The organism is Streptomyces sp. (assembly GCF_035563135.1).
Classification (GTDB): domain Bacteria; phylum Actinomycetota; class Actinomycetes; order Streptomycetales; family Streptomycetaceae; genus Streptomyces.
In genome coordinates this window covers 1-13,870 of record NZ_DATMVN010000159.1, presented here as the reverse complement: position 1 = coordinate 13,870, position 13,870 = coordinate 1, and the positions used below count along the sequence as shown (strand labels likewise).

Genomic DNA, 13,870 nt, shown 5'->3' with positions numbered 1-13,870 from the left:
GCGCCCTGGCCCTGCTCACCGCCGCCGTCCCCGCGCTGGGCGCCTACGCGGCGGTCAGGGCCGTCGGGCTCCTCGTGCTCCTGGTGTCGGCGCCGGCCGCCGGGAAGGACGCCCTGCACCTGCTGGGCGGGCGCTGGGACTCCGTCTGGTACCAGCGGATCGCCGAGGACGGCTACGGCTACACCGTCACCCTCCCCGACGGCACAGTCCACCCCGACCTGGCGTTCTTCCCGCTCCTGCCGGCCATGGAACGCGCTCTCGCCGCGGTCACCCCGTTCACCGTGCAGGGCGCCGGGATCGCCGTCGCCTGGCTGGCGGGGCTCCTCGCCGCCTGGGGGATCTTCGCCGTGGGCGCGCGGTTGTACGGGCGGCGGGCCGGCGTGGTGCTGGCCGCGCTGTGGGGGGCGTACCCGACGGCGTTCGTGCAGTCGATGGCGTACACCGAGACCCTGTTCACCGCGCTCGCCGCCTGGTCCCTGTACGCCGTCCTCAGAGACCGCTGGATCGTCGCCGGCGCGCTGTGCGTGCTCGCCGGGCTGACGCGGCCCTCGGCGGCCGCGCTCATCGCGGCACTCGCGCTCACCGCCGCCGCCGTCCTCGTACGCCAGTGGCGGGCGGGGGATCGGCGGGATCCGGCCGGCCGCAACGCGCGCATGCTGCTGGGGGTCTGCCTGGCACCGCTGGGATGGCTGGCCTACGTGGTGTTCGTCGCCGTACGGGAGGGCAGCCCGTTCGCGTACTTCGATGTCCAGGCGCAGTGGGGCAACAGCATCGACGGGGGCAGGGCGCTGGCCGCCTTCATCGCCGGGCTGCCGTTTCCCGCCGCGCTCGGGCTCTGCGCCGCGCTGGGGCTGCTGGGATGGCTGGTGTACCTGTGCGTGCGGCAGCGGCAGCCGCTCCCCGTGCTGGTGTACGGCATCGCCGTCGTCGTCATCTCGCTCATCGGCTCCGGGTACTTCGGTTCCCGTCCGCGCCTGATGATGCCCGCGTTCCCCCTGCTCCTGCCCCCGGCCGTCGCGCTGGCGGGGCTGCGTACGACGGTACGCGCAGGTACGGTCGTCGCCGTGCTCGCCGTCGGCTCGGCGGCGTACGGGGCGTGGACGCTGCTGGGGCCGGGGCCGCCGTGAGTTGGGCCCACGGGCCCACGCGCCGGGCGCACCCCGGTTGTTAGCGTGCTGATCCAGTGCACAGCGGGTCAGGAGCGGTGAGCGATGAAGGTACGGACCACTGTCGTGGCGGCGGGCACGCTCGTCCTCTGCCTGGCGGCCGCCGGCTGCGGGCCGGACGACGGCGGGGGCAAGGGCGCCGGTGGGAAGGCCACCGCCTCACAGACCCCGGCCGCCGGCTCCGGCGCGGAATCCACCGCCGCCGCACCCGGAGCCGGTTCCGCTCCCGCCCCCATGCCCACCAGCCACGGCAGGACCCTCACCGAGGCCGAGCTCGCGAAGGTGGTCCTCACCACGGACGAGGTGCCGGGCTACGCCATCGCCCCCCTGGAGGGCACCGACGAACGCGGCACCGAGGAGCCCGAGGACGAGGCCTGCCGGCCGATCGCCGCGATCATCAACGGCTCACCCGAACCCGCCCCGGCCGCCACCGTCTTCCGTACGGCGACGGACACGGCGGAGGAGGGCAAGGACGACCAGACCGTGGTCACCGAGATCCTCACCTCGCACCCGAAGGGCGGGGCCGAGGAACTGCTGCGCTCGGTCCGTGACGCGGTGCGGGACTGCGCCGACGGGTTCCGCACGACGAGCGAGGACGGGCCGTCCACCTACACCGAGGTCAGGACGCTGCCCGCAGCCGAGGCCGGTCAGGAGTCGTTCGCCTACCAGGTGACGGGCAGCCTGGCGGGAGCCAGGGTCCCGCTCGTCTTCCACCTCGTACGGACCGGCTCGACGGTCGTCACCTTCTACGCGGCCGACTTCCTGACGGCGAGGACACCGGAGGTACCGGCCGCACTCGTCACCGCACAGGCGGCGAAACTTCCGTGACGGGTACGGAGACCCGTACCCGTGTCCCGGGCCGCAGGCCCCACCGCTCCATCGCCCCGGCCTCCGACTCCACCACATGGCGGGCACGGAGCCTGGGCAGGCCGAGCCGGCCGGGCTTCATCGTGCGGACCGCCAGGACGTTGAACGAGCGGTCCAGGTACGCCACATCGATGGTGAACCGCATCCGGAAGGTGTGCACGCTCCCGCACGGCGTGATCAGCAGCGCACCTTCCACGCCGTCCACGCCGAGCAGCCCACGCGCCCGCGCCCGGTACGAGGCGGCGATGCGCAGCGGCACCTCCCGCACCCCGGAGTCCGTCCCGACCGTCAGTGTTCCGCTGCCGTCACGCCATTTCCCCATGGGACTCGACCGTAGACCTCCCGGCCGCCGGGTGGGCCCCGAACGGCCCGCGATGGGCCCCAGGGCCCAAGACCCGCCGCACGGACCGGATTAGGGTCGGATCCGTGGACGCCACACTGATTGCGGTCGCCGCGCTCTGGGGCGCCGCCGCCGGACTGCTGCTCCCGCGTGCCGCCTACCGCTTCTCCGTCGAGCCCGAGGAGCCCTGGAGGGACACCTGCCCGGCCGGGCACGCGCTCACCGGCCCGGCCCGGGGCTGGCTCGGTTCGGCCAGGTGCGCGGTGTGCGCCGTGGCCGTCCCCTCGCTCCCGGGAGGCGCGGCCCCCGAGGCCCCCGCGTCGGCCGGGCGGGGCCGCTACGCCCCCGCCGTCGTCGTCCCGTCGGTCACGGCGCTCGCCTGTACGGCCCTCGCCGCCGCCACGGGGGCCCGGCCCGAGGCCGTCGTCTGGCTGCTGCTGGCGCCCGTCGCGGTGCTCCTCGCCGTCATCGACCGCCGCGTCCACCGGCTCCCCGACACGCTGACGCTGCCCCTCGCCTGCGCCACCGCCGTGCTCCTGGGGGGCGCGGCCCTGCTGCCCGAGCACGGCGGGTCCTGGACCTCCGCGCTGCTGGGGGGAGCGGCGCTCGGCGGCTTCTACTTCCTGCTCTTCCTGATCAACCCGAACGGCATGGGCTTCGGCGACGTGAAACTCGCCCTCGCGCTGGGCGTGGCGCTCGGCTGGTACGGCTGGGCGGTCCTCTTCGCGGGCGGCTTCGCCGGGTTCCTGTTCGGCGCGCTGTACGGGGCGGGGCTGATGCTGGCGCGGCGCGCCGGACGCAAGACGGGCATCCCGTTCGGCCCGTTCATGATCACGGGAGCGCTGGTCGGTCTGGTGTTCGGGGGCCTCGCCGCCTGATCTTCACCCGACGAACGAACGTACGGAATATGGGGTCGCGCCGGACCGTGGCGGCCTGACACCCTCCCCGTATGACCGGATCGTCCACTCCCTTCGTCCCTTCCGCCTCCGACGCTTTCGTCGCTTCCGACGCCCGCTTCGACGCCCTCGTCGCGGAGGCCGGCGCCGTCTCCGTCGACGGCTGGGACTTCTCGTGGTTCGACGGGCGGGCGACCGAGGAGCGTCCCTCCTGGGGGTACGCACGCGCCATGGCGGGCCGGCTGGCACGGGCCGGGGCCGCGCTCGACATCCAGACCGGGGGAGGGGAGGTGCTCGCCTCCGCGCCGGTGCTGGCGCCGCTCACCGTGGCCACCGAGTCCTGGCCGCCGAACGTCGCCCGCGCCACGGCCCTGCTCCACCCGCGCGGCGCCGTCGTCGTCGCGGACTCCGACGAGCCGCCGCTGCCCTTCGCCGACGGCGCCTTCGACCTGGTCGTCAGCCGGCATCCGGTGACGACCTGGTGGGAGGAGATCGCCCGGGTGCTGGCCCCCGGAGGCACGTACTTCTCCCAGCAGGTCGGCCGGGAAAGCGTGTTCGAGCTCATCGAGTACTTCCTGGGGCCGCTGTCCTCCGAGCAGCGCGCCGCCAGGGACCCGCAGCGTGCGAGGGCGGACGCGGAGGCCGCCGGGCTGGAGGTGACGGACCTGCGTGCCGAGCGGCTGCGCGTCGAATTCCTCGACATCGGCGCCGTCGTCCACTTCCTGCGCAAGGTCATCTGGATGGTGCCGGGATTCACCGTCGGCGCCTACCTGCCCCGACTTCGGTCCCTCCACCGGCAGATCGAGGAGCAAGGGCCGTTCGTCGCGCACAGTTCCCGTTTCCTGATCGAGGCGCACAAGCCGTGACAACCACCGACGGACCTACGCTGAGGGCGGCTTCACGGGCCGCAGGTGCAACGGCAGCACCTGTTCCTCCGTCCTACCCATGAGTAGTGCGACCCTGGTAGTTGAGCGCACAACGAAGGAGCAGGTCATGTCGGTGGGAAGGGAAACGCCGGGTGGAGAGACCGGCCCGTCGGCGGGCCGGCCGCGGCACGGGAAGGCCGACTGGCTCACGGGCGCGCGGGTCACCGCCGTCCACGGCCTGTTCTACCGGCCCGAGGGCCGCGCGGGGGAGCCGGAAGCCGTCGAATTCGTGCTGGAGGGCGGGCAGTCGGTCCTGCTGACCTGCGCCTCCGACCACACGCTGAGCATCACCCCGGGCGCCTGGCCCGGCCTTCCCGACTGGTGCGTGCCCGCGGGCCAGTGGCAGTTCGAGCAGCTGAGCCGGCTGCCGCCCCCTCCGTACGGCGGGGCCTGGACGGTCACCGGCACGCAGGAGCGGCGCGACGAGCACGGTGAGGTGCGCGAGGCGGTGTTCCGGTGCGAGAACGGTGACTTCGTGGTCATCGGAGGCGACACGGTGGCGATCCGCTTCGTGCCCTGCTGAGTCCGACCGGGCCCCAGCCCCGTCCTGCTGAGCCCGGCCGGGCCCCAGCCCCGTCCTGCTGAGCCCGGCCGGGCCCCGGCCCCGTCCTGCTGACCCCAGCCCCCGTCCCAGCCCGCCCCGCCCCGCCCCACTCCACCCCGCCCTGCGCGTGACCCACTCCTCCAGGCGCCCGGAAGCGTGCCCGCAGCGCAGTCCACCGAATTCGGAGAGTAATTATTTCGTGGCGTGGCACCCATCAGCACTTACGAAGGGTTATGGTGGAAACCCCCCCTCGGGCCGGTCCGTAACCCCCCCCACGGACCGGCCCGTTTTTTGTGCCCGGACGGTGTTCCGGATGTGCGGCCCGTGTGCAGCACCGGTGACGGCTTGGTGCCGGGCCCCGGGCGGCGTACACGGAGCAGGCGGCGGAGCGGCGGGATCAGCCCCGGTCGGCCCAGATGTTGGTGCTCGCGGTGTCCACGGCGAAGATGTCGATCTCCTCCAGCTCGGCGGCCGTCAGCGCGGGAGCGGCGAGCGCGGCCACGTTCTCCTCCAGCTGCCGCACGCTCGACGCGCCGATCAGGGCCGAGGTCATACGGCTGTCACGCAGGACCCAGTTGAGCGCCAGCTGCGCGAGGGACTGCCCACGGCCCCGCGCGATGTCGTTCAGCCCGCGCAGGCGCCGCACCATCTCCTCGGAGAGCAGGCCCGGGTCCAGGGACTTGCCCTGGCTGGCCCGCGAGCCCTCGGGGATGCCCGTCAGGTACTTGTCGGTGAGCAGCCCCTGGGCGAGCGGCGCGAAGGAGATGCAGCCCATGCCGGCCGTCTCCAGCGTGTCGAGCAGCCCGTCGGCCTCCACCCAGCGGTTGACCATCGAGTAGGACGGCTGGTGGATCAGGGCGGGCACGCCCATCTCCGCCAGGATCCGCGCCGCCTCGGCGGTCTGCGCGGCGTTGTAGGAGGACACGCCCGCATAGAGCGCCTTGCCCCGGCTCACGGCGGAGGCGAGCGCACCCATCGTCTCCTCGAGCGGGGTGGCGGGGTCGAAGCGGTGGGAGTAGAAGATGTCGACGTGATCGAGGCCCATCCGCTTCAGGGAGGCGTCGAGCGAGGACAGCAGGTACTTGCGCGAACCCCACTCGCCGTACGGGCCCGGGTGCATCCGGTAGCCGGCCTTGGTGGAGATGACGAGCTCGTCCCTGTACGGGGCGAAGTCCTGGCGGAAGAGCTTGCCGAAGTTCAGCTCGGCGGAGCCCGGCGGCGGGCCGTAGTTGTTGGCCAGGTCGAAATGGGTCACGCCGAGGTCGAAGGCGCGGCGCAGGATCGTCCGCTGGGAACCCAGGGCGCGGTCGTCGCCGAAGTTGTGCCAGAGGCCGAGCGACACGGCGGGCAGCTTGAGCCCGCTGCGGCCGGTGCGGCGGTATTCCATGGAGTCGTAGCGCGACTCGTCGGCGAGGTAGGAGAGGGAATCAGTCACGTTTCACTCCTTATCACGGACTTGTGACAGACCGGGTTGGGCCCCTGTGACCCCTCCGCAGTAATGTGGCCGCTTCGGGACATGCCGGTCCGCGGCGCGAGAGCGCGGTGCGCGGACCGCGCGGCGATCCCCCCGGGGGGCGGCCCCGGACCCCCGCGTGGGGGAGGGCGGGCCACGGGCCCGTACGGAACCGAGAGGGTGAACTCAGTGAACTTGCGCGACCTGGTGTACGGGCTCTACGCACGCCGGGTGGAAGGCCGCCTGGATCACGATCAGGTGCCCAAGCACATCGGAGTCATCCTCGACGGCAACCGGCGGTGGGCGAAGGCATCCGGCGGTTCGGCCGTGCAGGGACACCAGGCCGGGGCGGACAAGATCTCGGAGCTGCTCGGCTGGTGCAGCGAGACCGATGTCGAGGTCGTCACCCTCTGGCTGCTGTCCACGGACAATTTCGACCGGCCGGAGGCGGAGCTCATCCCGCTGCTCGGCATCATCGAGAACACCGTGCGCCAGCTGGCCTCCGACGGGCGGTGGCGCGTCCACCACGTCGGCACCCTCGACCTTCTGCCGTCGCGGACCCAGGCCGTCCTCAAGGAGGCGGAGGAGGCCACGGCGGGCGTCGAAGGGATAATCGTCAACGTCGCCGTCGGGTACGGCGGCCGCCAGGAGATCGCGGACGCGGTCCGCTCCCTCCTCCTGGAGCACTCCGAGAAGGGCACCACCTTCGAGGAGCTCGCCGAGGTGGTCTCCACGGACCTGATCTCCGAGCACCTCTACACCCGCGGACAGCCCGACCCGGACCTCGTGATCCGCACCAGCGGGGAGCAGCGGCTGTCCGGCTTCATGCTCTGGCAGAGCGCTCACTCGGAGTACTACTTCTGCGAGGTCTTCTGGCCGGCCTTCCGCAAGGTCGACTTCCTGCGCGCCCTGCGCGACTACGCGGCGCGCCACCGGCGTTACGGGACCTGAGGGCGCCCGGCCCTCCCGGAGGGCGCGGGCGCGGGGCGGGAGGTCCGGCCGGACCCACCTTGTCGCAGGCAGCGGCATGGCTTCGCGTGTTCGAGGGAATACAGCTCTCAGGTCGACGTCCGGTCAGCAACCAGGCGGACGTCGCAGCCAGATGAGCGGCACCCAGCCCGCTCGCCCGGGAGGCCCTTTGCACACGAAGGACCGCACACCGTGCGGCCGACGCGGAGGGCCGGTGTTCGGCCCGCGCACAGGGCCCGAACCCGGTCCGTCCTCTCCCTTCGGGAAGTTCCGCGACCTCCGTCGCACTCCCCGACCTCGTCCGAGGGGGTACGTCCTTCCGTGGTGACCAGCACCAAGCGCCGCATGCCCGACAGGCGCACCTACGTTCTCGACACCAGCGTCCTGCTGGCCGACCCCAAAGCCATGACCCGGTTCGACGAGCACGAAGTCGTGCTGCCGATCGTCGTCGTCACGGAGCTGGAGGCCAAAAGGCACCACCCCGAGCTCGGTTACTTCGCGCGGCAGGCCCTGCGCCTGCTGGACGACTTCCGGGTCCGGTACGGCCGGCTGGACGCCCCGATCCCGCTCGGGGATCTGGGCGGGTCGCTCCGTGTCGAACTCAACCATTCCGACCCCGGCGTCCTGCCCGCCGGCTACCGGTTGGGGGACAACGACTCACGGATCCTCGCGGTCGCACGCAATCTGCAGGCCGAGGGGTACGACGTCACCGTCGTCTCCAAGGACCTGCCGCTCCGGATCAAGGCGTCGTCGGTAGGTCTCCTCGCCGAGGAGTACCGCGCCGAACTCGCCGTCACCGATTCCGGCTGGACCGGCATGGCGGAGCTTCCCGTCGCCGCGGAACAGGTGGACCTGCTGTTCGGTGAGGAGAGCCTGTACATCCCCGAAGCCGCCGAATACCCCGTGCACACAGGGCTGGTGCTCCAGTCCGAGCGGGGCAAGGCGCTGGGCAGGGTCACGGCGGAGGGCAACGTCCGTCTCGTGCGCGGCGACCGGGAGGCCTTCGGCATCCACGGCCGCAGCGCCGAGCAGCGCATCGCGCTCGACCTGCTCCTCGACCCGGACGTCGGCATCGTGTCGATGGGCGGCCGGGCGGGCACGGGCAAGTCGGCACTGGCCCTGTGCGCGGGCCTGGAGGCCGTGCTGGAGCGCCGGCAGCACCAGAAGGTGATGGTCTTCCGGCCGTTGTACGCGGTCGGCGGCCAGGAGCTCGGCTATCTCCCCGGCAGCGAGGCCGAGAAGATGAGCCCCTGGGCGCAGGCCGTCTTCGACACGCTGTCCGCCGTCGCCGGACGTGAGGTCATCGAAGAGGTGCTGGGACGCGGGATGCTGGAGATCCTGCCGCTCACCCACATCCGGGGCCGCTCGCTCCATGACGCGTTCGTGATCGTGGACGAGGCGCAGTCCCTCGAAAGGAACGTCCTGCTGACCGTGTTGTCCCGTATCGGCACGAATTCACGGGTGGTGCTCACCCATGACGTGGCGCAGCGGGACAACCTCAGGGTCGGCCGGTACGACGGAGTCGTCGCCGTGGTCGAGAAGTTGAAAGGACACCCGCTCTTCGCGCACGTCACGCTCACCCGTTCCGAGCGCTCGCCGATCGCCGCGCTGGTGACCGAAATGCTGGAGGACGGTCACATCTGACCCGTTACACCCCATAAATGCCGCCCGGCGAGCCAAGGAGCTTAGCCGGGCGGCATTGTGCTGCGCTGTCATTTCCGAAAAAGTCGTGCGCCAAACGAGGTGTGAGCTTTCCCACGCAACACAGAATTGCAACGCGCCGTGTCCTTCCGGCAGAGTCTTGCTTCCGTCAGGCCCCGCATACGGCACTTGGGCACCTCCAGAGGCGCCCGCACCACACAACTCAACAATCGCCGTCCGTATGCCGCCCGCGAGCACCACGCGGCACTTCCGCAGGGAAGTCGCCCACCGGGCCCGTGCCTCCCGTGACCCAAGCAGTAGGGAGGCCAGTGTCAGGGGCACGATTGCGCCCGCGAGGTCACCTAAGCGGGCGATGCTGGAAGGACACCGTGTGAGCCGGATCTCGGTCCGGGGGTTCGCCGTGGCATCAGCCACCGCGGTCACCACCGTAGGCGCCGTCGTAGGCGTTGCGTCGGGCAGCACTCCCGCTGCCGACGACAACAACTTCGAGGCGGCCGCAGCCGACACCACGCTGCTCGCAGACATCCCCGCGGGCCAGCAGGCCCAGGTTCAGACCGCTTCGCTGACGCAGCAGGCCGACGCGCAGGCCTCCGCGGCCGACGCGGCGGCCAAGAAGTCGGCCGAGGAGACGGCCCGTCTCCAGGCCGCCAAGGACGCCAAGTCGAAGAAGCAGGCGGCCGAGGACAGGCTGGAGGCGGAGCGCGAGGCCAAGGAGAAGAAGGAGGCCGAGCGTGCGAGCCGGTCCTCCGTCCGTGACGCCTCCTCCTTCTCGGCGCAGGGCTCCTACAGCGTGGCCGACGTCCAGGCGATGGCCCGCGCGATGATGCCGGCCGACCAGTTCCAGTGCTTCAGCAACATCGTGGAGCGCGAGTCGGGCTGGAACTACAGGGCGACCAACCCGTCCTCCGGCGCCTACGGCATCATGCAGGCGCTGCCGGGTTCCAAGATGGCGTCGGCGGGCGCCGACTGGCAGACCAACCCGGCCACCCAGATCAAGTGGGGCCTCAGCTACATGAACAGCGACCGCTACGGCAGCCCCTGCGCGGCCTGGTCGTTCTGGCAGGCCAACCACTGGTACTAGAACCTCACGAGGTTCCGCTCGCAACTCCGGGAAGCTCCGCACCGTCCTACGGTGCGGAGCTTCTCGCGTGTACGGTCTTCCGGACAGCACCGGGGGCGTGCGCGGGGTGTTCGGGGGAAGGAAAAAATCCATGTCGAAACTTCCGGGGTGGCTCGGTCGGCTGGGAGCCGAACTGACCGAGATCGGGGCGCGCCTGGAAGAGCGGCGCGCCGAGGACGAGCGCCGTGCCGACGCGGATGCCGTGAGTGTCTCTTCGTCGACACTCTCCACGGCCGTCGCCGAACAGGTGCCGCGTCCACCCGCCTACGCCCCTTCCGTCGCGGCCAAGCCCGATCCGGTGGCCGCCGTCCCCTGGGGGATGCGTGTCGCAGCCGAGGCGGGCTGGCGGCTGCTGGTCCTGGCCGGCACGCTCTGGGTGCTCATGCGGGTCATCAGCGCCGTGCAGCTGGTCGTCCTGGCCTTCGTGGGCGCCCTGCTGGTGACCGCGATGCTCCAGCCGACCGTCGTACGGCTGAGGCGGCTCGGGCTGCCGCGGGGGCTGGCCACCGCGGTCACGGCGGTGCTCGGCTTCGTCGTCATGGGGCTCGTCGGCTGGTTCGTCGTCTGGCAGGTGATGGACAATCTCGACACCCTTTCGGACCGGGTCCGTGACGGCATCGACGAGCTGAAGCGCTGGCTCCTGGACAGCCCCTTCCACGTCACCGAGTCGCAGATCAACGACATCGCGAAGAACCTCAGCGACACCATCGGCACCAACACCGAGGAGATCACCACCGCCGGACTCCAGGGCGTCACGGTGATGGTGGAGGTCCTCACCGGGCTGCTGCTGGCGATGTTCTCGACGCTCTTCCTGCTCTACGACGGGAAGCGCATCTGGCAGTGGGTGCTCAAGCTGGTGCCCTCCCAGGCCCGGCCGGGCGTGGCGGGCGCCGGACCGCGTGCCTGGCGGACGCTGACCGCCTATGTCCGGGGCACGGTGATCGTGGCGCTGATCGACGCGATCTTCATCGGGCTCGGGATCTACTTCCTGGATGTGCCGATGGCGGTCCCGCTGGCCGTCTTCATCTTCCTCTTCGCCTTCATCCCCCTGGTCGGTGCCGTGATCTCCGGCGCCCTGGCCGTGGTCGTCGCGCTCGTCACCCATGGCGTGTTCACCGCGCTGATGGTGCTGATCGTGGTGCTCGCCGTGCAGCAGATCGAGGGCCACATCCTGCAGCCCTTCATCCTCGGCCGCGCCGTACGCGTCCACCCGCTGGCCGTGGTGCTCTCGGTCGCGGCGGGCGGGATGGTCGCCGGGATCGGCGGTGCGGTCGTCGCCGTGCCCCTGGTCGCGGTGACCAACACGGCGGTCGGCTACCTGCGCTCGTTCGGGCCGGGCACAGCCGCGCTGCACGGCCCCGGGCCCCACGGCGCCACGGCGGTCTCGGCCGCTCCGGCGGAACCGCCCGCCGCCCGGCCCCTCCCGGCGGCGGACGACCCCGGGCCGGGTCCCGTCGCCGAGGACGGGGACGACCGGGGCGAGGGCGCCGGAGCGGACCCGCCGGACGACCGGAAGCGGTAGGACGACGACGAAGGGCCCCGTCGACGGTCGGTCGTCGACGGGGCCCTTCTCGTACAAAGATACTGCGGGTCACTGCTCGGCGAGCACGGCCTCGGATTCGAGGGTCACGCCGACCGCCTGGATCACCGAAGCGATCTTGACGGCTTCCTGGATGGTCTCACGGTCCACGCCGGCCTTGCGCAGTACCTGCTCGTGGGAGTCGAGGCACTGGCCGCAGCCGTTGATCGCGGAGACGGCGAGCGACCACAGCTCGAAGTCGACCTTCTCCACTCCCGGCTTGCCGATGACGTTCATCCGCAGACCCGCACGGAGGTTTCCGTACTCGGGGTCCGACAGCAGGTGCCGGGTGCGGTAGAAGACGTTGTTCATCGCCATGATGGCGGCAGCCGACTTCGCCGCGCCGTACGCCTCGGCGGAGAGGTTGGCCTTGGCCTCCGGCTCCAGCTCGCGGAGCACCTTCGGCGAACGCGAGGCGATCGCGCAGGCCAGGACGGTGCCCCACAGCTGCTGCTGGGGGAGCTCGCTGTTACCGATGACCGAACCGAGGTTCAGCTTCAGGTCCTTGGCGAAGTCCGGTACGGCGGACTTCAGTTCGTCGAGTGCCATGTCGTATCAGCTCACTCGCCCGAGAGGAGGGCGACCGGGTCGAGGGTGTTCTCACCCTTGGTCCAGTTGCAGGGGCACAGCTCGTCGGTCTGCAGGGCGTCGAGGACCCGCAGGACCTCCTTGGGGTTACGGCCCACGGAACCGGCGGTCACCATCGTGAACTGGATCTCGTTGTTCTGGTCGACGATGAAGACGGCGCGCTGGGCGAAGCCGTCCTCGCCCTCGATGCCGAGGTCACGCATGAGCTCGTGCTTCGAGTCGGCCAGCATCGGGAAGGGCAGGTCGGTCAGGTCCGGGTGGTCCTTGCGCCAGGCGTGGTGCACGAACTCGGAGTCGCCGGAGAAGCCGAGGATCTGCGCGTCACGGTCGGCGAACTCGTCGTTCAGCTTGCCGAAGGCGGCGATCTCGGTGGGGCACACGAAGGTGAAGTCCTTCGGCCACGCGAAAATGACCTTCCACTGACCCTCGTAGGTCTTGTGGTTGATCTGCTCGAACTCCTTGCCGCTCTCCAGCGACACACAAGCGGTCAGGTCGAACTCGGGGAACTTGTCACCGACAGTGAGCACGCGCACTCCTTGCTGCGTAGGAAATCCCCTTTTGAGGGCGTTCCCGGGGGGTGGACGGTCACCACCCTGGCACACAGTGCATTGATCACGGAAATAGCTACACTCGGCCGGGATGATCGGAGGTGCCTATCAGTGGCGTATGTAAATCAGACTATTAGGGTCAAGCAGCCCAGCCTCTCGCAGCTACGCGCCTTCACGGCCGTGGCGGAGCATCTGCACTTCCGGGACGCCGCGGCCTCAATCGGGATGAGTCAGCCGGCGCTCTCCGGGGCGGTGTCCGCGCTGGAGGTGGCACTGGGTGCCCAGCTCATCGAGCGTACGACGCGCAAGGTGCTGCTCACGCCCGCGGGGGAGCGCCTCGCGGTGCGGAGCCGGGCGGTGCTGGAGGCGCTCGGCGAACTGCTGGACGAAGCCGAGGCGGTGCGCGCGCCGTTCACCGGGACGCTCAGGCTCGGCGTGATCCCCACGGTCGCGCCGTACCTGCTGCCGGCCGTGCTCAAGCTGGTCCATGAGCGCTATCCGGACCTGGATCTCCAGGTGCACGAGGAGCAGACCTCCTCCCTGCTGGACGGGCTGGCGGCCGGGCGGCTGGACCTGCTGCTGCTCGCCGTGCCGCTCGGGGTGCCGGGTGTCACGGAACTGCCCCTGTTCGACGAGGACTTCGTGCTCGTGATGGAAAAGGGGCACCGGCTCGCCGGGCGCACCGGCCTGCCGCGCGAGACGCTGAGCGATCTGCCGTTGCTGCTGCTCGACGAGGGGCACTGCCTGCGCGACCAGGCGCTGGACATCTGCCGGGAGGCGGGGCGCACCCAGGGGGCGACGGTGACGACGACCGCGGCCGGGCTCTCCACGCTCGTGCAGCTCGTGGCGGGCGGGCTCGGGGTGACGCTGCTGCCGCGTACGGCGGTGACGGTGGAGACCGGACGGAACGACGCGCTGTCCACCGGCTACTTCATGGACCCGGCGCCCTCCCGGCGGGTGGCGCTGGCCGTGCGGACGGGCTCGGCGCGGCACGAGGAGTTCGAGGAGCTGGCGGCCGCCCTGCGTGATGCGATGGCGACGCTGCCGGTCCGGGTGTCCGAAGAGGGGTGAGCCGGGGCGGGGAGCCCGGCGAGGTCTCCCCGGGCTCCCCGCGCCGCGCCCGGCCGGGGCTCGGACGGGCCTCATCCCTCCGCTTCGGGCGGCGGCTTCGGCGGTCCGGCCTTCGGCGGTCCGGCCTTCGGGGGCCGGCCG

At 71.2% G+C, this 13,870-nt stretch carries 14 protein-coding genes; 10 read left to right on the top strand and 4 right to left on the bottom strand.

What is annotated here, in order from left to right; translation table 11 throughout:
- Both VN520_RS06775 and VN520_RS06770 read left to right on the top strand, forming a co-directional pair.
- The coding region (locus tag VN520_RS06775) for a glycosyltransferase family 39 protein (protein ID WP_325745932.1) at nt 1-1,127 on the top strand (1,127 nt) is incomplete at its 5' end.
- A gap of 84 nt (nt 1,128-1,211) precedes the next feature.
- Nucleotides 1,212-1,994, top strand: coding sequence for a hypothetical protein (locus VN520_RS06770; protein ID WP_325745931.1), 783 nt, complete (start codon nt 1,212-1,214; stop codon nt 1,992-1,994).
- Here the strand turns inward: VN520_RS06770 and VN520_RS06765 are convergent.
- Nucleotides 1,966-2,355 (bottom strand): DUF192 domain-containing protein, encoded by a 390-nt coding sequence (locus VN520_RS06765; RefSeq protein WP_325745930.1) that lies wholly within the window; start codon nt 2,353-2,355, stop codon nt 1,966-1,968. The two genes, VN520_RS06770 and VN520_RS06765, sit on opposite strands and share 29 nt — an antisense overlap.
- A 104-nt stretch (nt 2,356-2,459) precedes the next feature.
- On the opposite strand from VN520_RS06765, the gene VN520_RS06760 reads away from it, so the two are divergent.
- The 3 genes from VN520_RS06760 (at nt 2,460) to VN520_RS06750 (ending at nt 4,718) form a co-directional block, all read left to right on the top strand.
- Nucleotides 2,460-3,251: an A24 family peptidase gene (locus VN520_RS06760; protein ID WP_325745929.1), complete on the top strand. Its 792-nt coding sequence runs from the start codon at nt 2,460-2,462 to the stop codon at nt 3,249-3,251.
- A 71-nt stretch (nt 3,252-3,322) separates the two neighbouring features.
- Nucleotides 3,323-4,135 (top strand): class I SAM-dependent methyltransferase, encoded by an 813-nt coding sequence (locus tag VN520_RS06755; RefSeq protein WP_325745928.1) that lies wholly within the window; start codon nt 3,323-3,325, stop codon nt 4,133-4,135.
- Between the two features lie 127 nt (nt 4,136-4,262).
- Nucleotides 4,263-4,718 carry a hypothetical protein gene (locus VN520_RS06750; RefSeq protein WP_325745927.1) on the top strand — a complete coding sequence of 152 codons (456 nt, stop codon included), beginning with the start codon at nt 4,263-4,265 and terminating at the stop codon, nt 4,716-4,718.
- Nucleotides 4,719-5,136: 418 nt separating this feature from the next.
- Here the strand turns inward: VN520_RS06750 and mgrA are convergent, their stop codons facing one another.
- Nucleotides 5,137-6,174, bottom strand: coding sequence for an L-glyceraldehyde 3-phosphate reductase (mgrA, locus tag VN520_RS06745; protein ID WP_325745926.1), 1,038 nt, complete (start codon nt 6,172-6,174; stop codon nt 5,137-5,139).
- A 207-nt stretch (nt 6,175-6,381) separates the two neighbouring features.
- On the opposite strand from mgrA, the gene VN520_RS06740 reads away from it, so the two are divergent.
- The 4 genes from VN520_RS06740 (at nt 6,382) to VN520_RS06725 (ending at nt 11,465) form a co-directional block, all read left to right on the top strand.
- Complete coding sequence (locus VN520_RS06740; protein ID WP_325745933.1) at nt 6,382-7,143, top strand: isoprenyl transferase; 762 nt, start codon at nt 6,382-6,384, stop codon at nt 7,141-7,143.
- A 339-nt stretch (nt 7,144-7,482) separates the two neighbouring features.
- Nucleotides 7,483-8,805, top strand: coding sequence for a PhoH family protein (locus tag VN520_RS06735; protein ID WP_203182228.1), 1,323 nt, complete (start codon nt 7,483-7,485; stop codon nt 8,803-8,805).
- A gap of 388 nt (nt 8,806-9,193) precedes the next feature.
- The gene (locus VN520_RS06730; protein ID WP_325745925.1) at nt 9,194-9,904 is read left to right on the top strand and encodes a transglycosylase SLT domain-containing protein; all 711 of its coding nucleotides are present in this window, start codon (nt 9,194-9,196) and stop codon (nt 9,902-9,904) included.
- A gap of 130 nt (nt 9,905-10,034) precedes the next feature.
- Nucleotides 10,035-11,465 carry an AI-2E family transporter gene (locus tag VN520_RS06725; protein ID WP_325745924.1) on the top strand — a complete coding sequence of 477 codons (1,431 nt, stop codon included), beginning with the start codon at nt 10,035-10,037 and terminating at the stop codon, nt 11,463-11,465.
- 69 nt (nt 11,466-11,534) lie between these two features.
- Here VN520_RS06725 and VN520_RS06720 read toward each other — a convergent pair whose 3' ends face one another.
- Complete coding sequence (locus tag VN520_RS06720; protein ID WP_325745923.1) at nt 11,535-12,071, bottom strand: alkyl hydroperoxide reductase; 537 nt, start codon at nt 12,069-12,071, stop codon at nt 11,535-11,537.
- Between the two features lie 11 nt (nt 12,072-12,082).
- Nucleotides 12,083-12,637 (bottom strand): peroxiredoxin, encoded by a 555-nt coding sequence (locus VN520_RS06715; RefSeq protein ID WP_325745922.1) that lies wholly within the window; start codon nt 12,635-12,637, stop codon nt 12,083-12,085.
- Between the two features lie 132 nt (nt 12,638-12,769).
- On the opposite strand from VN520_RS06715, the gene VN520_RS06710 reads away from it, so the two are divergent.
- Nucleotides 12,770-13,729 carry a hydrogen peroxide-inducible genes activator gene (locus VN520_RS06710; RefSeq protein WP_325745921.1) on the top strand — a complete coding sequence of 320 codons (960 nt, stop codon included), beginning with the start codon at nt 12,770-12,772 and terminating at the stop codon, nt 13,727-13,729.
- Nucleotides 13,730-13,870: the final 141 nt, after the last annotated feature.